16 protein-coding genes and 1 pseudogene are annotated in these 19,688 nt (G+C 71.7%); 15 read left to right on the top strand and 2 right to left on the bottom strand.

Annotation, left to right across the window (positions count from 1 at the left end; translation table 11 throughout):
- The first annotated feature begins 66 nt into the window (after positions 1-66).
- From ACIA77_RS38135 to ACIA77_RS38155, 5 genes are all read left to right on the top strand, one after another.
- Positions 67-2,316: a xanthine dehydrogenase family protein molybdopterin-binding subunit gene (locus ACIA77_RS38135; RefSeq protein ID WP_395890967.1), complete on the top strand. Its 2,250-nt coding sequence runs from the start codon at positions 67-69 to the stop codon at positions 2,314-2,316.
- 1 nt (position 2,317) lies between these two features.
- Complete coding sequence (locus tag ACIA77_RS38140) at positions 2,318-2,788, top strand: (2Fe-2S)-binding protein (protein ID WP_395890968.1); 471 nt, start codon at positions 2,318-2,320, stop codon at positions 2,786-2,788.
- Complete coding sequence (locus ACIA77_RS38145; RefSeq protein WP_395890969.1) at positions 2,785-3,600, top strand: FAD binding domain-containing protein; 816 nt, start codon at positions 2,785-2,787, stop codon at positions 3,598-3,600. The genes ACIA77_RS38140 and ACIA77_RS38145 overlap by 4 nt, the downstream gene beginning before the upstream one ends.
- Before the next feature lie 75 nt (positions 3,601-3,675).
- Positions 3,676-4,359, top strand: a complete 684-nt coding sequence (locus ACIA77_RS38150) for a flavin reductase family protein (RefSeq protein WP_395890970.1) — start codon at positions 3,676-3,678, stop codon at positions 4,357-4,359.
- Positions 4,360-4,523: 164 nt separating this feature from the next.
- Positions 4,524-9,524, top strand: a complete 5,001-nt coding sequence (locus ACIA77_RS38155) for a DUF6531 domain-containing protein (protein WP_395890971.1) — start codon at positions 4,524-4,526, stop codon at positions 9,522-9,524.
- A 316-nt stretch (positions 9,525-9,840) separates the two neighbouring features.
- Here the strand turns inward: ACIA77_RS38155 and ACIA77_RS38160 are convergent, their stop codons facing one another.
- Together ACIA77_RS38160 and ACIA77_RS38165 are read right to left on the bottom strand one after the other, a co-directional pair.
- Complete coding sequence (locus ACIA77_RS38160) at positions 9,841-10,317, bottom strand: DIP1984 family protein (RefSeq protein WP_395890972.1); 477 nt, start codon at positions 10,315-10,317, stop codon at positions 9,841-9,843.
- 42 nt (positions 10,318-10,359) lie between these two features.
- Positions 10,360-11,082 (bottom strand): hypothetical protein, encoded by a 723-nt coding sequence (locus tag ACIA77_RS38165; RefSeq protein ID WP_395890973.1) that lies wholly within the window; start codon positions 11,080-11,082, stop codon positions 10,360-10,362.
- 22 nt (positions 11,083-11,104) lie between these two features.
- On the opposite strand from ACIA77_RS38165, the gene ACIA77_RS38170 reads away from it, so the two are divergent.
- From ACIA77_RS38170 to ACIA77_RS38215, 10 genes and pseudogenes are all read left to right on the top strand, one after another.
- Complete coding sequence (locus tag ACIA77_RS38170; RefSeq protein WP_395890975.1) at positions 11,105-11,368, top strand: hypothetical protein; 264 nt, start codon at positions 11,105-11,107, stop codon at positions 11,366-11,368.
- A gap of 119 nt (positions 11,369-11,487) precedes the next feature.
- Positions 11,488-11,979, top strand: a complete 492-nt coding sequence (locus ACIA77_RS38175; protein ID WP_395890976.1) for a winged helix-turn-helix transcriptional regulator — start codon at positions 11,488-11,490, stop codon at positions 11,977-11,979.
- A 106-nt stretch (positions 11,980-12,085) separates the two neighbouring features.
- The gene (locus ACIA77_RS38180) at positions 12,086-13,315 is read left to right on the top strand and encodes an MFS transporter (protein WP_395890977.1); all 1,230 of its coding nucleotides are present in this window, start codon (positions 12,086-12,088) and stop codon (positions 13,313-13,315) included.
- A 110-nt stretch (positions 13,316-13,425) separates the two neighbouring features.
- Positions 13,426-13,932: a DinB family protein gene (locus ACIA77_RS38185; RefSeq protein WP_395890978.1), complete on the top strand. Its 507-nt coding sequence runs from the start codon at positions 13,426-13,428 to the stop codon at positions 13,930-13,932.
- A gap of 52 nt (positions 13,933-13,984) precedes the next feature.
- Entirely contained in the window at positions 13,985-14,914 is a 930-nt protein-coding gene (locus ACIA77_RS38190; protein WP_395890979.1) for a ketopantoate reductase family protein, read from the top strand.
- Between the two features lie 269 nt (positions 14,915-15,183).
- Complete coding sequence (locus ACIA77_RS38195; RefSeq protein ID WP_395890980.1) at positions 15,184-16,032, top strand: ESX secretion-associated protein EspG; 849 nt, start codon at positions 15,184-15,186, stop codon at positions 16,030-16,032.
- A gap of 31 nt (positions 16,033-16,063) precedes the next feature.
- Complete coding sequence (locus ACIA77_RS38200; protein WP_395890981.1) at positions 16,064-16,480, top strand: hypothetical protein; 417 nt, start codon at positions 16,064-16,066, stop codon at positions 16,478-16,480.
- Positions 16,481-16,490: 10 nt separating this feature from the next.
- Entirely contained in the window at positions 16,491-18,395 is a 1,905-nt protein-coding gene (locus ACIA77_RS38205; protein ID WP_395890982.1) for a hypothetical protein, read from the top strand.
- 7 nt (positions 18,396-18,402) lie between these two features.
- Positions 18,403-18,708: pseudogene (locus ACIA77_RS38210) on the top strand (type VII secretion target); the annotation flags it as partial.
- Between the two features lie 281 nt (positions 18,709-18,989).
- Positions 18,990-19,565, top strand: a complete 576-nt coding sequence (locus ACIA77_RS38215; protein ID WP_395890983.1) for a YbaB/EbfC family nucleoid-associated protein — start codon at positions 18,990-18,992, stop codon at positions 19,563-19,565.
- The last annotated feature ends 123 nt before the right edge of the window (positions 19,566-19,688 follow it).

Genomic DNA, 19,688 nt, shown 5'->3' on the forward strand with positions numbered 1-19,688 from the left:
CCCACCGGGATGACGCGCGCGTGCCTCTGGGGGCATGATCGCGGGGTATCCCGAGCAGGAGGCCAGATGAGCATTGTCGGCACCCGTGTGGTGCGCGTCGAGGACGAGAAGCTGATCACCTCGGGCGGAACGTACGTCGACGACCTGCGGGAGGCGGCGCTCACCGGCGCGCTCCACGCGGTCTTCGTGCGCAGCCCAATCGCCCACGCGCGCATCACCGGCATCGACGTGGAAGAGGCGAAACAGGCGCCCGGCGTCGTCGCCGTCTTCACCGCGGCGGACCTCGACCTCGCCCCGCACGAGGCCGGGCCCGTCACCGAACCGTTCCTCGCCACGGACGTGGTGCGCTACGTCGGCGAACCCGTCGCGCTGGTGCTCACCGAAGAGCGCTACCAGCTGGCCGACGCGGCGGAGCTGGTCGACGTCGACTACGACCCGCTCGACGCGGTGGCGAGCATCGACGCCGCGCTGTCGGGCGAAACCGAACTGTTTCCCGGCGGCAACGTCGTGCAGGTGACCGGCGGGGACCTCGACGACACCGTGTTCGCCGAGTGTGAGGCGGTGGTGACGCAGACGATCCTCAACCCGCGCGTGGCGCCCGCTCCGCTCGAGGTGCGCGGGGCGTCCGTGGCCTGGGGCGAAGACGGCCGGCTCACGCTGTGGCTGTCGACGCAAAACGCTCAGATCGCCCGGTCCACTGTGGCGGGTGCGCTGGGGCTGCCGGATGAACAGGTGCGCGTGATCACGCCGGACGTCGGCGGCGGCTTCGGCGCGAAGATCGGCGCCGATCCGGAAGCGAGCCTGCTCGGGTGGGCCTCGCGGCGCGTCGAACGGCCGGTGCGGTGGGTCGAATCGCGCAGCGAGAACCTGACCGCGATGACCCACGGGCGCGCGCAGCAGAACACCGTGACCATCGGCGGCAAGCGCGACGGGACCGTGCTGGCGTACCGGATCGAGGTGGTGCAGGACGCGGGCGCCTACCCGCGCAGCCTCTTCCTCCCGACGCTGACCGAGCTGATGGCGCCCGGTGTCTACCGGTTCCCGGTCGTCCAGACGCGGAGCCGGTCGGTCGTCACGAACACCACGCCGATCGGCGCGTACCGCGGGGCCGGCCGGCCCGAGGCGACGGCCGCGGTCGAACGCGCGATGGACCTGTTCGCCGCCGAGATCGGGATGGATCCCGCCGAGGTGCGGCGCGTCAACTTCATCCGGCCCGAGGAGTTCCCGTACGCCACGCAGACCGGCGGGGACTACGACACGGGCGAGTACGCGGCCGCGCTCGACCGGGTGCTCGAAGCGGCGGGCTACGCCGAGCTGCGCGCCGAGCAGGCAACCCGCCGCGCCGCGGGTGACCCGGTGGCGCTGGGGCTCGGGATCGCCGCGTACGTCGAGATCACCGGCGGCGACGGCGGTGGGGAGAGCGGTCGCGTCGACCTCCACGCTGATGGCTCGGTCACCGCGTACACCGGCAGCTCGCCGCACGGCCAGGGCCTGGCGACGTCGCTGGCGATGCTCCTGTCCGACCGGCTCGGCGTGCCGCTCGAGAAGATCACCGTGAAGCACGGCGACACCGACGACGTGCCGCGGGCGATCGGCACGTTCGGCTCACGGTCGCTGCAGCTGGGCGGTTCGGCCATCCGGCAGGCGGCCGACGAGGTGGTGGAGCAGGCCCGCGAGCTCGCGGCCGACCTGCTCGAGGCGGCGCCGGAGGACCTGGAGCTCGACACCGACCGCGGCGTCTGGCAGGTGCGCGGCGCGCCGGCGAGCGCGACGCTCGACTGGGCCCGCGTGGTGTCCGCGGCCGACGGCGGGACCCTGTCGGCCGACGTGTGGTTCGGCAACGGCAAGCCGACGTTCCCGTTCGGGGCGCACCTCGTGGTCGTCGAGGTCGACACGGAAACGGGCAAGGTCGAAGTGCGGCGCGTGGTCGCGCTCGACGACGCGGGACCGGTGGTGAACCCGCTGACGTTCCGCGGCCAGCGCCACGGCGGCCTCGGCCAGGGCGTCGCGCAGGCGCTGCTGGAAGTCGTGAACTACGACGAAGACGGCAACCCGACCACGGCGACGCTCGCGGACTACTCGTTCGTGACCGCGACCGAGCTGCCCGATTTCGAGCTCGTGGAGATGGCGACACCCACGACCCGGAACCTGCTGGGCGTCAAGGGAATCGGCGAGGCGGCGACGATCGGGTCGACGCCGGCCGTGCACAACGCCGTGGTCGACGCGCTCGCCCCGTACGGCGTGCGGCACCTGGACATGCCGACCACCCCGATGCGGGTGTGGGCGGCCCTGAACGACGCGAGGAAGGCGAACTGACGTGCGGGTGTCCATCGAGGTCAACGGAACGACCGTGGCCGGGGAGGTGCCGGACCGGACGCTGCTGGTGCACTACCTGCGCGACACGGCCGGGCTGACGGGCACGAACGTCGGCTGCGACACCACGTCGTGCGGCGCGTGCACCGTGTTGCTGGACGGTGAGTCGGTGAAGTCGTGCACCGTGCTGGCCGCGCAGGCGGACGGGCACGAAGTGACCACAGTGGAGGGTCTGGCCGGCGCGGACGGCGAGCTGCACCCCGTGCAGCGCGCGTTCCGCGAGCAGCACGGGCTCCAGTGCGGGTTCTGCACGCCGGGCATGATGATGGCGTCGGTGTCGCTGCTGAAGGAGAACCCGAAGCCGACGCGGCGCGAGGTGCGCGAAGCGCTCGAAGGGAACCTGTGCCGCTGCACGGGTTACCACAACATCGTGAGCGCCGTGGTCGAGGCGTCCGGGCAGGAGGTCGACCGGTGATCCCCGCCGAATTCGCCTACCGCCGGGTGTCCACTGTGGATGAGGCGCTGGCCGTGCTGGCCGAGCACGGCGACGACGCCAAGGTCCTGGCCGGTGGACATTCCCTGCTGCCGCTGATGAAGCTGCGCTTCGCCGCGCCCGAGGTCGTGGTCGACATCGCGCCGCTGAACGAGCTGAGGTTCGTGCGCCTCGACGGCGACGAGGTCGTGATCGGCGCCTTGTCGCGCTACCACGACCTGCACGGCGATCCCGTGCTAGCCGAGCACGCGCCGCTGGTGGCGCACGCGTCGGGTGCGGTCGGTGACCCGCAGGTGCGCCACCGCGGCACGCTCGGCGGTTCGCTCGTGCACGCCGACGCGGCCGCCGACCTGCCGGCCGTGGTCCTCGCGTCGGGCGGCACGCTCGTCGCCCGTGGGCCGGCGGGGGAGCGGCGCATCCCCGCGGCCGAGTTCTTCCTCGGCCCGTTCACCACGCCGCTGGAACCCGACGAGCTGCTGACCGAGATCCGCCTGCCGAGCCAGGCCGGTCTCGGGTGGGGCTTCGAGAAGTTCACGCGCCGCTCCATCGACTGGGCGATCGTCGGCGTGGCTGTCGTCGGCCGGTCCGTGGGCCTGATCAACATGGGTGGTACGCCGGTGCGGGCGGCCGCGACGGAGAAGGCACTGGCGGACGGCGCCTCGGCCGACGACGCGGCTTCGCTGGCGGCGGAGGACACCTCGCCGCCCGACGAGCCCCACGCGTCGGCCGAGTACCGGCGGCACCTGGCGCGGGTGCTGACCCGCCGCGCGCTGCTGTCCGCGGGCATCGCCTGATCGCTCCGGCCGGCGGGAAGCACGACGTCCGTTTCCCGCCAGCCGGCGCGTTCGCCCCTGCGCAGACTGGGCGACGTGAACGTTTCCCCGCACACGCCCATCGAGCCCGGCATCCTCTACTTCGGCACGCCGGTCGTGCTGATCTCGACGACCAATGAGGACGGTTCGGCCAACCTGGCACCCATGTCGTCCGCCTTCTGGCTCGGCTGGCGCGCCATGCTCGGCCTGGGCGCCCGCTCGAAGACGACGGTGAACCTGCTGCGCACGCGCGAATGCGTCCTGAACCTCCCGTCGGCCGACCTGGCCCCGGCCGTGGACCGCCTCGCCCTCACCACCGGTTCCGACCCCGTCCCACCGGGCAAGACGAAGCGTGGCTACTTCCACGTCGCCGACAAGTTCGGCCGCGCGGGCTTCACGGCCGTGCCGTCCGAAACCGTCGCGCCCCCGCGGGTCGGCGAATGCCCCGTCGCCCTCGAAGCCGTCCTCGAAGCCACCCACCCCTTCGCCACCGACGATCCCGCCCAATCCGGCTCCGTCCTGGGCCTGGAGGTCCGCATCCAGCGCGTCCTGGTCCACGACGCCGTCCGCCGCCCCCACACCCCCGACCACATCGACCCCGACAAGTGGCGGCCGCTGATCATGAGCTTCCAGAAGCTCTACGGCCTGGGCCCGCAGGTGCACGAGTCGACGCTGGCGCGGATCCCGGAGCGGCTGTACCGGGGGCCGGACATCGAACGAGCCCGGGGGATCGGCGCCTGAACCGAATCCGGAACACGGCTCGCCGAAGCCGTCCGGTTCAGCGAAATGACGCTCGCGCACTTCGAAGGGCTGATGGGCCCCGAAACTCCGTTCGCGGCGGCGGACTCGCGCTGATGATCATACGTTGGCGAGGTGGCGCTGTTTCGTGAAGGGGAGGGTGTGGAATGAGCAATCCGTTGATCGCGTCGACGGAAGATTCCACGAAGGCGTATTCGGGGATTTCGCTGCTGGAAACGGCGAACGATCTGTCCACGGCGCTCGAGTCCGGTGACTGGGCTTCGGTGGCGATGGGGGCGGTCGGCACCGGCTTGGACGCGCTCTCGATGGCGATGGACCCGTTCGGCGCGATCCTCGCGGCCGGGGTGTCGTGGCTGATGGAGCACGTTGGCCCGCTGAAGGACGCGCTGAACGGTTTGACGGGCAACGCGGACCAGATCAAGGCGCAAGCCGAGACGTGGGCGAACGTGGCGAAGGAAATCGGCAGCATCGCGTCGGACATGACCGACGCGGTCAACTCCGACCTTCAGACTTGGACCGGGGCGGCTGCGGATGCGTATCGCCGGCGGGCCGGCGACACCGCGTCCTTGCTGCAGTCTGTGCAGAAGGGCTGCGAAGGCGCATCGAGCGGTGTCAAGACGGCCGGGGAGGTCGTCGCGGCCGTGCGCACCCTCGTCCGGGACATCATCTCGGAGCTGGTCGGGCATCTGATCAGCTGGGCGTTGCAGGTGGCGGCGACGTTGGGCGTCGGCCTCCTGTGGGTGGGCGGTGAAGTCGCGAGTGCGGTGGCGAAAACGGCGTCGCAGATCACGCAGATCACGACCAAGCTGATCAAGGCGATGAAGGCTCTGGTTCCCCTGCTGAAGAACACCGGCACCCTGTTCGACGACGCCGGCAAGGCGCTCAAGGGAATCAAGGGTGGGAAGGTCTCGTCGGCCGGCAAGGGTGGCGACGTGGGCGGCATGCCGAAGGGGCCGCCGAAGCCCGCGGGAAGCGGTGGCGGCACCCCGAAGGGCGGGCCCGCCGCGCCGCCGCCCGCCAAGTCGGGTGCCGACGACACTCCGCCGGCCAAGTCCGGCGGCGACGACACCACGCACTCCGCCAGCGCCGGCGGCGGCCACGGCGGCGACACCCCGCCCCCACCCGCCAAATCGGGCGGCGACGATTCCACCCACGCCTCCGGTTCCGGTGGTGGCGACACCCTGCCGCCCCCGAAAAGCGACCCGCCTCCGCCGCCCAAGACCGACCCTGAGCCGCCGCCGAAGACCAATCCGGACCCGGCGCCGGGTGGAGGCGGCAGCACCACCCCCAGTTCGAGTGGCGGAGGCGGGACTCGGTCGCTCGACAACGCCAAGTCAGGCGATGGCGGAAAGAGCGCGGTCGATGAGTCGACACCGCCGCCGGGACGGACCGCCGGTGGTGACCCGGTTGATGTGGTGACCGGTGAGATGTTCATGGATCAGGAGGACCTGGAGCTGCCCGGGCTGTTGCCGGTCTTGTTCGAACGCACCCACGTGTCCGGCTATCGGCGGGGCCGCTGGTTCGGGCGGGAATGGGCGTCCACGCTCGACCAGCGCGTCGAGGTCGACGCGCAGGGCCTCCACTACGTCGCGGCTGACGGTGTCGTGCTGCACTACCCGGTGCCTGAGGACGACGACGACCTGGTCGAGCCGAGTGAAGGCGCGCGGTGGCCGCTTCGGTGGAACCGCGGGACGGACACGATCCTCATCGGCCGCCCCGAGGCGAAGCTCACGTTCAGCTTCCCCGCGCCGGCGGTCCCCGGCGCCGCGCGCCCGCTCGAGACGGTGGGCGATCTTTCCGGCAACTGGATGACGATCAGTCACGACGCACAGGGCGTGCCCACCGATCTGCGGCACTCCGGTGGCTACCACGTGCGGATCGGGCGGGTCGGCACCGAAGCCGGGCCTCGGGTCGCCGACCTGAGAATGGTTCGGACCAATGGTGGGCCGGACGTGCCCGTGGTGTCGTTCGGTTACGACGATCGCGGCCGGCTGACCCGTGTTGCCGATTCGCAAGGCCGGCCGATGGTGTTCGAGTACGACGACCAGGACCGGGTGGTCGCGTGGGTCGACCGCGTCGGCCAGACGTACCGGTACGTCTTCGACGAGGCCAGCCGGGTGGTGCGTACCGAGGGGACCGGGAACGTCCTGACCGCGGCGTTCCAGTACGACCTCGACGCTCGGGTCACCACCATGACCGATTCGCTCGGCCGCCGGACCCGCTACCACTACAACGAGTTCAACCAGGTGACGAAGGTCGTCGACGCGCTCGGCGCCGAGACGATCAACGAGTACACGCGGTTCGGCACCAAGGTGGCCAGGACGGACGAGGCGGGCCGTACGGCGCGGCTCGAGCCGGGCGATGGCCCTCGGACCGTGCGGGAGAAGTCGCTCGGTGGTGCGGCCCGCGAGTTCGAGTACGACGAAGCCGGCCGCCCGATCCGGGTGACCGGCTCGGATGGCCAGACCTGGCGCCTCGCTTACGACGGCGTCGGCAACCTGGTGTCCGAGGCCGGGCCACACGGTGCCGCGCGCACCTACGAGTACGGCGAACGCGGCGACCTCGTGGCGGTCACCGATGAACTCGGCCGCGTCACCAGGTTCCAGAACGACGCGGCTGGCCTGCCGATGGCGATGCTGGACCCGGCCGGAGGGATCACGCGCTACGAACGGGATGTCTTCGGACGGCTCACCTCCGTGGCCGATCCCCTGGGCGGGATCGTCCGCACGGGGTGGACGGTCGAGGGCCTCGTGTCGTGGCGGGTCGGGGCCGATGGCAGCAGGGAGGAGTGGGACTACGACGCCGAGCGCAACGTGGTGGCTTACCGCAACCCGTCGGGAGCGGAGACGTCGTTCGAGTACGGTCCTTTCGGGGAGGTGACGGCCCGGCTCGACCCGGCCGGCGCGCGCTACACGTATGCCTACGACACCGAACTCAGGCTCACGAAGGTCACCGGCCCGACCGGGCTGACGTGGCAGTACGAATTCGACGCCGCGGACAACCTCGTGCTGGAAAAGGACTTCGACGGCGCGACCCGCACCTACTCCTACGACGAGCTGGGCCGGCGCGTCCGGAAGATCAACGGGGCCGGTCAGTGGGCAACCTACCGCTACGACGAGAAGGACCGGATCGTCGAAGCGCGCACCGAGCACGGCGTGCACACCAGGTCGTATGACGAGACCGGACGGCTGAGCACAGTTCGCGGACCCGAGTACGTGCTCGAGTTCGGTTATGACGCCGACGGTGCAGTGGTCGACGAGACCCTCAACGGCCGCACGACTTCCTACACCTACGACGAACTCGGCCGAATCCTGTCCCGTACCACACCCAGCGGCGCGGAATCGGTGTGGACCTACGACGCGGCGGGCAACCCGCTCACCCTCGCGGCCGCGGGCGGCGGGCTCGCGTTCGGCCACGACGCGGCCGGGCGGGAAACCGAGCGCCGGCTGGGCGCCGGGATCACCTTGCACCAGAGCTACGACCCGGTCGGCCGGCTCACGAGGCAGTGTGTCCGGGCCGCCAGTGGCGGGTCTTCGCTACTGCACCGTGACGTCAGCTACCGATCCGACGGGATGCCCGTTCAGATCAGCGATCTCACCCGCGGCACCCGCAGCTACGAGCTCGACGATGCCGGCCGCGTCCGGGCGGTGCGCGGGACCGGGTGGACCGAGTCGTACGACTACGACCTGAACGGCAACCTGGTGCGGGCCGAGAGCCCGACCGGGCACGGCCCGACGACCCGTCGCGCGGCGGGCAACCTCGTGCACGAGGCCGGCGACACCACGTTCCACCACGACGCGGAGGGCCGGGTCGTGCGCGCTGCCCAGCGGGACGCTTCCGGCGTACGGCAGTGGACCTACACCTGGGATGCCGAGAACCGGCTGGTCGCCGTGGCGACGCCGGACGGCAGCACGTGGCGCTACCTCTACGACGCCTTCGGCCGGCGCATCGCCAAGCGGTGTCTCGGCCGCGACGGACGGGTGGTGACCGAGACGTGGTTCACCTGGGAAGGCACGCGGCTGGCCGAGCAGCAGGTGGCCACGGCCGGTCTCACCGACGTCACGACGTGGGATTGGCAGCCCGGCACGCACCGGGTCGTCGCCCAGTCCCGGCGCCGCGCGCACCGCGATCAGGAGTCCGTGGACATCGCGTTCCACGCCATCGTGACGGACCTCGTCGGCACCCCCACCGAACTGGTTTCGAACGACGGCCGCGTCGCTTGGCACACCACCGACGTGTGGGGGGTGGACCACGGCCGCCCCGTCGGCGAGGCCGACTTCCCGCTCCGCTTCCCGGGCCAGTACCACGACACCGAAACGGGGCTCAACTACAACCTCCACCGCTACTACAACCCGTTGACAGCCGGGTACCTGAGCCCTGACCCGCTGGGCCTGAACCCCGCACCGAACAACCACGCGTACGTCGACAACCCCCTCGCGTACCTCGACCCGCTGGGGTTGATGCCGACGTGCATGACGGGGATCAAGAACGCTCTGGGCAACCTCAACCCGTTCAAGAAGAAACAACAGGCACCCGCACCAGTTGAGCCACCGCCGTCGCCGCTCGGACCGTCGCAGCTTCCGGACCACGTGTACCGCTGGGACGGCCGGCCTCCGGACAAAATCCAATCGACTGGCATGGAGAGCAAGGAGGACACACACCTGAACGCGGGCGAAGGGCACAAGGTGGAGCGCCAGGACCTACCTGGTCACGTTTTGTCGCCCAACCAAAACAACCAATGGGTGTCCACATCGGAATGGTCTGGCACCAACTCACGAATCGGCCTCAACAGGCCTTACCTCTACAAGATCGACACCTCGGGGAGCCCCAACTTCCATGATGTGAACGGCGAAATGGGCTACAAGCATTCGCATTGGCAGCAGAAGGAATGGGCCCATGACGGGTCCATTCCCGCTGGCAAGGTAGTCGGGTACGTCGACGGGAAGGATGCCCACCCTGTGGTGTACCCCCACATGTTCGGCCCCAACTACGACCCGAACGCCAAGGCGGGCGACATCGTTGAGCGGCCGCCTGACTCTCCCAGCAACGTCCCCTGGAAGCCGCTGAGTGACTATCAGCCTCCGCAATCCGCAGGTGCAGGGAGCAGTTCGACGCCGGTGCCCGCGGCAACGGGGTCGAGCAGCTAGGGGGAGTGCACGGGCCTCCACAACAGACGAAATCACCGGGGTGGTGTCCTGGTCACCCGACCAGAACACCACCCCGGCGACACCCGGGCGCGGAAGTTCCCCTTACCCACCCTCACCATCCCGGACGAACCAGCACGCGGTGATGAGTTGTGCCACGTACACCGTCACCTGTGCGCCGTGCTGGGCTGCGCTGTCCGTGGGGGGATCGAACCCCTGCGTTGCCCGCCACGCGCCAGGAGGTGAGCCGGATTGACCGCCGGCCCTCGGTGTGTGCTCGCGTTCGTCCGGGTGGTTACCGGCTTCCGCGCCGGGAGGTTCAGGGAAGCAGGTCGGCTTCCCAGTTGGTGCGCTGGATGTCGACGTCGAGCGTGCGCAGGTCCAGGGCGACGCGGTCGGCGCGGTCGCGCAGTTCGGCCACGGGGAGGGCGGCCAGCTGGCGCAGTTCGGACCGCAGCTGGCGCGCGACGCCGTGCCCGCGGCCGGACGCGGCGTCGGCCGCGGCGGTGAGGACGGAGTGGCGCAGGCGCAGTGCGTCGCGGCGGGCGAGGGCGTCCGTGACGGTGCCGTCGCCCAGCGGGGTCTGCGCGTTGGTGCGGTTGATGCGCCGGATCAGGTCCTCGAGTTCGTCGAGGGTGGTGCCGGCTTCGGTGAGCAGGTCGGCCGCGTTCTCGGCCGGCTCTTCGCCCTCCTGGTAACGCGCGCTCGCGACGATCCGCGTGCGCAGCTGCTCGACCCGCTTGGTCGCGTCGGCACGCAGCGCCAGTGCTTCCGCGAGCTTCATCTCCTCTCTCATACCTCGACGATAACCGGCAAGATCACTCCGGGCCACCGGTTTTCAGTCCGCCGTCCACGCGGCGAGCGCCGGTGCCAGCGCCTTGATCCCCGCCGTCACCGCGGCGCGGCCCTTCGCCGACGACGTGCCGGCCCGCTGCTGCGTGAAGAGCACCACCACGTACCGCGAGTCGACGATGCCGGTGGTGTTGAGCACGAGCGCGGACCGCAGGATCATCCAGCCCTGCTTGATCTCCCACGTCGAACCGGGCAGCCCGTCGGGGATGCCGAAGTACTGGGGGTAGCCGTCGTCGGCGGGCTGGCGCGCGTCGGCGAGCGCGGTGAGCAGTGGTTGCGCCGTGGCGTCGGGGACGGTGTTCTCGAGGTAGCGGTAGGTGGTGACGACGTCGCCGGGACTCATCTTCGTCATGCCCCACTCGCCGGGATCGGTCGGCGCGAGCGTGTGCGACAGTCCGATGAGGTCGGTCATCCGGCTGATGATCGCGGTGTCGCCGCCTTCCTCCCACAGCCGGGAGGCGATGGCGTCGTCGCTGCCGGCGAGCATGTCGGTGAGGTCCTCCGCGTCGTCGCCTTCGGGGACCTGCCAGGTGCCGTCGTCGTAGAGCGAATCGAGCGCGATCAGCAGTTTGACCACCGACGCCGTGTAGTACGGCTTGTCGGGATCGGCCTCCGCGATCGTCTTGCCCGTCTTCTCGTCGTAGACCACGAGTCCCACCTGCGTGCCCTTCGACGCGGCGGTGACGGCGTCCGTGACCTTGTCCGCCACCTCCGAAGGATCCGGCAGCGGCGTGGCCGGCGTGGTCGAAGTCGGCGTCGGCGGCTCGCTGCTGCTCGGCGGGTCCGACGACGTCGGTGGCGACGCCGGCACGACCGCCGCGACCGGGGTGTCGTGCCGGGTGCTCGCGGTGATCGCGATCGCCGTGGTGAGGACCGTCGCGGTGAGACCTGCGGCGGCCAGCGTCCATCTGAGAGGCCGGGCCATGTCTGGACAACGTGCGGAACGCTTGAGTTGCAGCGGTTTTCGCCTGTTCGTTTCCTGTGTGTTGCTGTGAAAGGGCTGTGCTCGGCCGTTGTGCGGAACGCGATTGCGATGTCCGGCGCAACCCCCGCAGCGTGCTACCGTCGAGGACGGCTTGCTGCGCGCAAGACAGCTGCACAGGAGGGAGCGGTGATGGTCCGTCGCATCCAGTGGTCCGGGCACGCGTGCCCGATCGCCCGGGCGGTCGACGTGCTGGGTGAGCCGTGGACGCTGCTGATCCTCCGCAACGCCACCACGGGAACCACGCGCTTCGACGACTTCCGCGCCGAACTCGGCATCGCGGACAACGTGCTGAGCACCCGGCTGGCCAAGCTCACCGAAGCCGGCCTGCTGGCCCGCGTGCCCTACCGCGACGGCGGCCGCACGCGCCACGAGTACCGCCTCACCCAGGCCGGCGCCGACGCGCTGCCGGTGCTGCTGACCCTCGCCGCCTGGGGCGACGAGCACACCAGCGCGGAACCGCCCGCCGGGCGCATGCGGATCGTCCACCGCACGTGCGGCGCCCGCACCCGGCCCGCCACCTCGTGCGACGAGTGTGGCCGGCCCGTGCAGCGCGAGGACATGCTCTGGTACCGGCCCTGGCGGTCGAAGGAACCCGTGCCGCTGGTCGAACCGGTCGGCTGAAGCCGAACCGCCGGGAAGGGGCGTCCCGTGCGCGGGGCGCCCCTTCCCGGCGTTTTCCGGCCGAGCTGACTTGTGTAGCGAAAGCCAACGTTCTACGGTTCCGGTCATGTCGGAGCCCCGTCTGGCCGAGGTCCCCGTGTCCGCCGGACGCGGGGCGTTCGCGGCCGGCGCGGCGACGCTCGCCGCGCTGTACGTCGGCAACAACGTGCCGAGCGCGCTGTATGCGTTGCTGCGCGCTACGTTCGGCTTCTCGGCACTGGTCCAGACCCTGCTGTACGCGGTCGCCGTGGCCGTGATCGTGCCCGGCTTGCTGATCGCGGGCCCGCTGTCGGACGCCGTGGGCCGCCGGCCGCTGATGCTGGCCGGGCTGGCCGCGTTCTTCGCCGGAGACGTGGTCTTCGCGCTCGCGCCCGGCGCGGGCTGGCTGTTCGTCGCGCGGATCCTGCAGGGCCTCGGCATGGGCGCGGGCGCCGCCGCCGCGCAGGCGATGCTCAACGACAGCGCGGGTCAGGACGCGCGCGGTCAGCGCCGCGCGGCCACGACGGCGACGGCGTGCGTCACCTTCGGGCTCGCCCTCGGCCCGCTCGCCGGCGGGCTGCTCGCGCAGTACGGCCCGCTGCCGCGGCACCTGCCGTTCGTGGTCCACGCCGCGGCGGTGGCCGTCGTCGCCGCGCTCGTGGCGCGTACCCCACCAGCGATCCGGACGCCGCGCCCGGCCCGGCCGCAGCGCCGTCGCCTGCCCCGGCTCGGTGTGCCGCCGGTGGTCCGGCGGACGTTCCTCGTGGCCGGGGCGTCGTCGTTCCTGGCCTGGGCGGTGCTCGGGATGTTCTCGGCGGTGGTGCCCTCGCTCGTTTCGAGCACGCTGGGTTCGGCGAACCTCGCGATCGCCGCCGCGGCGCTCGCGCTGATGATCGCCACGTCCGGGTTCGTCCAGTTCGGCGCCCGCAAGGTGGCCCCGATCGCCGCGCAGGCGAGCGGGCTCGTCGTCCTCGCCGCCGGACTGGCGCTGCTCGTCCTCTCCGGCGAAGCCGGTCTGCCCTGGCTCGTGGTCCCGGCGATGCTCGGCACCGGGACCGGCCACGGGCTCGTGTTCACCGGCGCGCTCGCCGAGCTCACCGTCGTCACCCCGCCCGCCGAGCGCGGCGCGGTGATCGGCACGTACTACGTGGTCAGCTACGTCGGCCTCGGCGGGCCCGTGATCGGTGTCGGGCTCCTGTCGATCGCGCACGGTCTGCCCGCCGCCACCGTGCTCGTCGCCGCGGTGATCGGCGCGTGCTGCCTGGTGCTGGCACCGCTGGTGTTCCTGGAGGCCCGCCGGCAGGCGGGCCCGCGCTGAACCGTCCACACGAGACGGGACGCCTACTTCGCCGCCGGGCGCCGCGCTGCCGGCACACCCCGGCGCGCCGGTAGCCTGAGCGCGGCAGTGGCCACGGCGAAGGGGGAACCATGGCGACGGAGCGGATCGGACCGCCGTCGATCGCGGGGGAGCGGGAGATGCTGCGGGCGTTCCTGGACTTCCACCGCGCGACGCTCGCGATGAAGTGCGATGGCCTGTCCGACGAGCAGCTGCGGCAACGCTCGATGCCGCCGTCGACGCTGTCGCTGCTGGGGCTGGTGCGGCACCTGGCCGAGGTCGAGCGCACGTGGTTCCGCCGGGTCGTCGGCGGCGAGGACGTGCCGCTCGTCTGGTCGCCCGACGGCGACTACCAGGTCGCCTACGACGCGACGGAGTCGACGCGCGCGGAAGCGTTCGCCGCGTGGCAGGAAGAGGTTGAGCACTCGCGGCGCATCGAGGCGGCGGCCGAGTCGCTCGACGTCGTCGTCCACAACGCGCGCTGGGGCGAGGACGTGTCGCTGCGGCTGGTGATGCTGCACCTGATCCACGAGTACGCCCGCCACAACGGCCACGCCGACTTCCTGCGCGAGGGGGTCGACGGGGTGACCGGGGTGTGAGAAGCCGGACTCTGGCTTGTGTATGGAAAGTCAGGGGCCTAGCGTCGGCGGGATGACGAGCGGGAAGCGGATCCTGGTGGTGGGCGCCGGTGCGACCGGCGGGTTCTTCGGCGGGCGGCTGCAGCAGGCCGGGCGCGACGTGACGTTCCTGGTGCGCCCGGGACGGGCGAAGCTCCTGGCGGAACGCGGCCTGCGCATCACGGGCCTCGGTGAGGAGACGGTGCTGACGCCGAACCTCGTCGAAGCCGACCGGCTGACCGACCCCTACGACGTCGTGCTGTTCACGGTCAAGGCGGCCGGGCTCGAACGGGCCGCCGAGGACGTGGCGCCGGCCGTCGGCCCCCGCACTCTCGTGCTGCCCGTGCTCAACGGCATGCGTCACGTCGACGTGCTCGCCGCGCGCTTCGGCGAGGAGCGGGTGCTCGGCGGCGTCGCGATCGTCGCGACCACTGTGGACGGTGCCGGTGACATCCGGCGGCTCGTGGACATGCAGTCGCTCACCTACGGCGCCCGCAGCGAGCCGGTCCCGCCTGAGCTCGCCGACGTGCACGCCCTGCTCTCGGATGCCGGCTTCCCCACGGCGCTGGCACCGGACATCACGGCGCGGATGTGGGCGAAGTGGGCCTTCATCGCCTCGATCGGCGCGGTGACCTCACTCCTGCGCGGCACCGTCGGCGACGTCGCCGGGCAGCCCGGCGGGATCGCCTTCGCCGAGGCCGTGGTCGCCGAGTGCGCGGCCGTCGCGGAAGCGGCCGGCCACCCCCTGGCGGCGTCCGCGCTCGAAAACGCCCGCGCGACCGTGACCGAGATCGGCTCGCCCCGCGCGCCGTCGTTGTACCGGGATCTCACTTCCGGCCAGCCCGTGGAAGGCGAGCAGATCTTCGGCGACCTCGTCGACCGCGCCCACGCTCTCGGCGTCTCCGTGCCGCTGCTCGAACTGGTGCGGCTCAACCTGCGCGTGTACCAGTCGCGGCTCGGCTGAACCGCGGTTCGCCGGCGCCCCCGAAATTTCTCCGGACTCCGGTGAACCGGATCGGCGGCGGCGCACGTGACAGAGGCGGACGGGCGCGAAGGTCGTGCCCTGCGTGACACGGACGAATGGTCTTTCGGGCACCGGTTCGAGTGGTGATTTCCCGCCACACCAGGACTGCTAGGCTCCGATCAGTGACATCAGCGCCGGTTTCGGCACAGGTGTCCGGACCGCGGCCCCAGGCCGTGCACGACCCGCCTTGCGGAAGGATGCTCTCGGGTATGGCGGACAGGTTCGAGTTCGTTCTCGACGTCGTCGAAGCTCTTGTGGTCGGTCAGGCAACCGGCGGGGACATCCGCCAGTACCCCTTGCGGATCGGCACGGTGCCTTCGGATCAGGTGCGCTTCGTCCGCGTGGCGACGCAGGTCTACCGGGCGATGGAGGAGCGCAGGCTCTCCGCGCACGGTGAGCTCAACCCCCACGTGCGCACGGCGTTCGGGCTGCTCGCCCGGCCGCGCGTTTCCGTGGCGGTGACCGGGATCGACGGCGTCGGCGCCGACATCGCGGTGCTCGCGCTCTCCGACGGCAGGCAGGCGGTCGGGATCACGCAGGACCCCCGCACGGACGAGCTCCTCTTCTCCCTCTTCGCGGACGAGGACCTCGTCGAGGTCCTCGCCGGCGTCCTGCCCCCGGCCCGTCCGGCGTCCACCGGCACCCACACCGTCCGCCGCGAGGCGACGCGCTCGGTGTCCGCGATGACGGCCCGGCGGATGGCCGAGGCCGCGGAGGACGAAGAAGAAACCGACGCGTTCGGGATGATCGAGGTGCGCGGCACCGTCCAGCCGCGGCGCCCGGATCCCCGCGTGCGGCGGTCCGAGGGCAGTACCGAAGTGCTCGAACGCGTCATGGCCGCGCCGCGGCTGGGCGGCGGGCACATCACCGTCACCGGCATCGGCCGGCGGGGCGAGCGGCTGGTCGCCGACCCGCTGAGCTGGCTCGACACCGCCGACGGCCGCTACTTGATCCACACCACCACCGGTGCGTCCGGTGAGCTCAGCGCGCAGTACGTCCCCGCAGGGCGGTCCGAGGTGGCCCGCGCCGTGCAAAACGCCATCGCCGCCGTCTACTGACGAGCGCGCGGAAGAACGAGGAGGGAGCCCGATGGCCGACGACACGACGCCGGTCCCGGCGACGGCGCGCGAACTGACCCCGCGCTTGTCCGGAACCGCGCTCAAGCAGCTGGCGGAGTCCGGCAGTTTCGCGGTGGACGACAGCACCGGCAACCAGATGATCGAATCGCTCGAAGGTGTGATCGACACCCTTCAGTCGCGGTGGGACGCTCTGCAGAAACTGGGCCAGAGCCCGTTGATGTCCGAGACGGCCACCGGCAAGTGGGTGGCGAGCCACATGCTCAACACGGCCAGCGACGCGCAGGGGCTGCTGACGCAGCTGCAGGCGGCGAAGCAGGAGTTCCCGACGTACGTCGAGGCGATCAAGCTGGCCAAGCAGAACTACCGCGACAGCGACGCCGGGTCCCGGGACTCGCTGAAGCAGCTCCCCGTCGACGAGCTTTCCTGAGGAGGACCCCGTGTCACCGACCGACTCGTCCACCTCGACGGTTTCCGACCCGTCGTCGCCGGACTACGACCCGCACAGCCCCTACTACGACGTGACGGCCGACTCGTCGTCCAAGTACTACGTCGGCCCGGTCAAACCGGACGACGTCGCCTCCGGTGATCAGATCCGCGCCGAGGCGACCAAGGAGATCGACGACGAGATCGCCAAGGGCTGGCTCGGCCCCACTGTCGACCCGAAGACGCGCAACGACAAGATCCAGGACCTCTACGAGCAGAAGCTCGTGGAGTCGAAGGGTGGTCTGAACCAGGGCCTGCAGATCCGCCAGACCGGCGGCGCCCCGACGACCGACTGGTCGCAGGCGACGCACGAGCAGATGGTGCAGGCGATCACGCAGCAGGCCGATTCGGCGAAGGTCGCCGAGTCGTCGGAGGAGTGGGTGCGCGTCGGCAACGAGCTCGCCACGCACCAGCAGAACCTGGCCAAGGCGATCAACGCGAGCACCTCGAACTGGCAGGGCGCCGGCGGTGACGCCGCGCGCGAGCACCTCGCGAACGTCGGCCAGTGGCTCGGTACCACCGCTCAGGGCGCGACGCTCGCCGGACGGCAGCAGGAGATCCACTCCCAAGCGCTGAACGAGACGCAGATCGCGATGGCGGCCAACCCGCCCGTGCAGTTCGACCTGCAGCAGACCAACCAGCAGCTGCAGCAGATCAAGGACCCGGCCGAGTACGCTGCCGCGGCGGGCAAGGCCATGGCGACTTACACGGAGCAGCAGGCCGCGCGCGGCCAGGCGGCCCAGATCATGACGCAGTTCGACAACACGATCGGGTCGGCCGTCGTGACCCCGCAGTTCGCCGCGCCGCCGAAGCTGCCCGGCTCCGCCGGTGCCGGTGGAGCGAGCGGCGGCGGCGCGGGCGGCGCCGGCGGGGGAGCCGGTGGTGCCGGCGGGGCCGACGCGTTCTCGGCCGACGGCGGCCCCGGTGGCGGTGCGCTCGGTGGTGGCGCCGGGGGTGCCGGTGGCGGCGCCGGAGGGGGAGCCGGTGGTGGCGCCGGGGGTGGCTCGGGCTTCACCGCGCCGCCGCTCAACGTGCCGGACGGTCCCGACGGCAGCGGCTTCTCCGGCTCCGGAGCCGGCGGCGGTGCCGGTGGTGGCGGCGGGGGCTTCACCGCGCCACCGCTCAACGTGCCCGACGGCCCGAACGGCAGCGGGTTCGGCGGGGGTGGCGTCGGTGGCGGCGGTCTCGGCGGCGGCGGTGGCGACGACACCACGAAGGCCTCGAGCTTCACGCCGCCTCCGCTGAACGTGCCGGACGGCCCGGGTGGCGGCGGCCTCGGCGGCGGTTCGGGCTTCAACCCGCCTCCGCTGAACGTGCCCGGCGGCGGCGCCGGGGGCGGCGGCTTGGGCGGTGGCTCGGGTTCCGGTGCCGGCTTCACGCCGCCGCCGTTCAACCCGGGCAGCGGTGTCGGCGGCAGCTCGCTCGGGGGCTCCGGCGGCGGCGCCGGCGGGGGATCGGGCAAGATCCCGACCATCGGCCGCGGTGGCGGCGTCAACGGTGAGAGCATCAGCAGCCGGCTCGGTGGCGGCGGTGGCGGGATCGGCGGCGCCGGCGGCATCAAGGGCGGCGGTCTCGGCGGCTCGGGTGCCGCGTCGGGTGCCGCCAGCGGCACCGGCGCCACGGCCGAGGAGGAGCTCGCCGGTCGCGGCGGTGCCGGCGCGGCCGGTGCCAAGGGCGCGGCCGGGTCGCCCGGGATGGGCGGCATGGGCGCGGCCGGCCGGGGCGGCGGCAAGGGCCAGGAGGACAAGGAGCACAAGACGGCCGACTTCGTGGAGTCGGACGACCCGAGTTTCTTCGCCGCCGACGAGGTCGTCGCACCTCCGGTGATCGGCGACTGGAAGAACAAGGACTGGAAGTGAGGCGGCGATGACGAGCGGCAGCGGATTCGAAGTCCAGCCCGACGAGCTGGTGGCGCACGCCAGCCACCTCGACGGTCTCCACGACCGCCTGAACAACGCCGTGCAGGCGGCGGACTACGCGTTGAGCGATGACGCGTACGGCCTGCTCTGCGCGTTCCTCCCGCCGATCGTCAACCCGACGGGACAGCAGGCCAAGGACACGGTGAGCGCCGCGGCCGAGGGCATGCAGACGACGGCGGACAACGTCCGCAGCGCGGCGCAGGGCTACCGCGACCGCGACGAGTCCCAGGCTCAGCCGTTCCTGCGTTCGCTCAGCAACAGCGACGACGCGGCGGGCCTCACGGGCGACGGCGACTCGGCCACCTTGCGGCGCGCGAACGTCGGCACCACCCCGGAGAGCTACTCGTCCGGCGTCGACCCGTCGCGGTTCCGCGTCGGCACGACGGTGCAGGAGCCGGCGGCGGACCCGTCGTCGTTCCGCATCGGCACGGTCACCGAGTAGGGGACCGGCCCTGACCGTGGCGCCGGGCGGCTGAGCCACCCGGCGCCACACGCAGTTTCGAAGCAGGAAGCAAATCGAGGAGTACGAGCGTCATGACCAGTGCGGGAGGGTTGGGTGACCTGATCAGGGACCCCGACGAGGCGATCCGGCGGATGGACGAGTGGGCGGCCGGGTTCGCCCGCAAGGCGGAGCGCTACGCGGCCGCCCAGCAGGAAACGGAACGGCTGCGCCTCACGGCGTCGAGCCCCGACGGCACCGTCAGGGTCACCGTCGGCGCCGACGGTGTGGTGTCGGACCTGGTGTTCGGGTCGAAGACGCGCACGATGCCGCCGGAGGAGCTGGCGCGCATGGTGCTGACCACCATGCGCCGCGCCCAGTCGGGCATCACCGAGCGCGTGGCCGAGGTCATGACCGAGAACCTCGGCGACGAGGACCAGGAAACCCGCACGGCGCTGCTTTCCAACCTCAGCAGCCGCTTCCCGGACCCGGACGAGCCCGAGGACGGCCCCGGCGAAGAACCGGCACCCCCGGTTCCGCCCGCACCGCCGGCGCCTTCGGGTGGCGCGGCCACTCCGCCGCCGTCCGGTGGTGCGACTCCGCCGGCCACCCCGCCGACGCGCCGCGTGGGCGGCGTCGACCCGGACGAGCAGGACAACAACCCCTGGTGATCACCGCGTGGGGGGGGGGGGGGGGGGGGCCCCCCCCCCCCCGGCCCCCGCGGGAGAAAAAAAACGCACCCCCCCCCCCCGCGCCGCCCGCGCCCGCGCGCCGCGGGGGTCGTGCGAAACGGA

The organism is Amycolatopsis sp. NPDC051903 (assembly GCF_044452505.1).
Taxonomy (GTDB): Bacteria; Actinomycetota; Actinomycetes; order Mycobacteriales; family Pseudonocardiaceae; genus Amycolatopsis.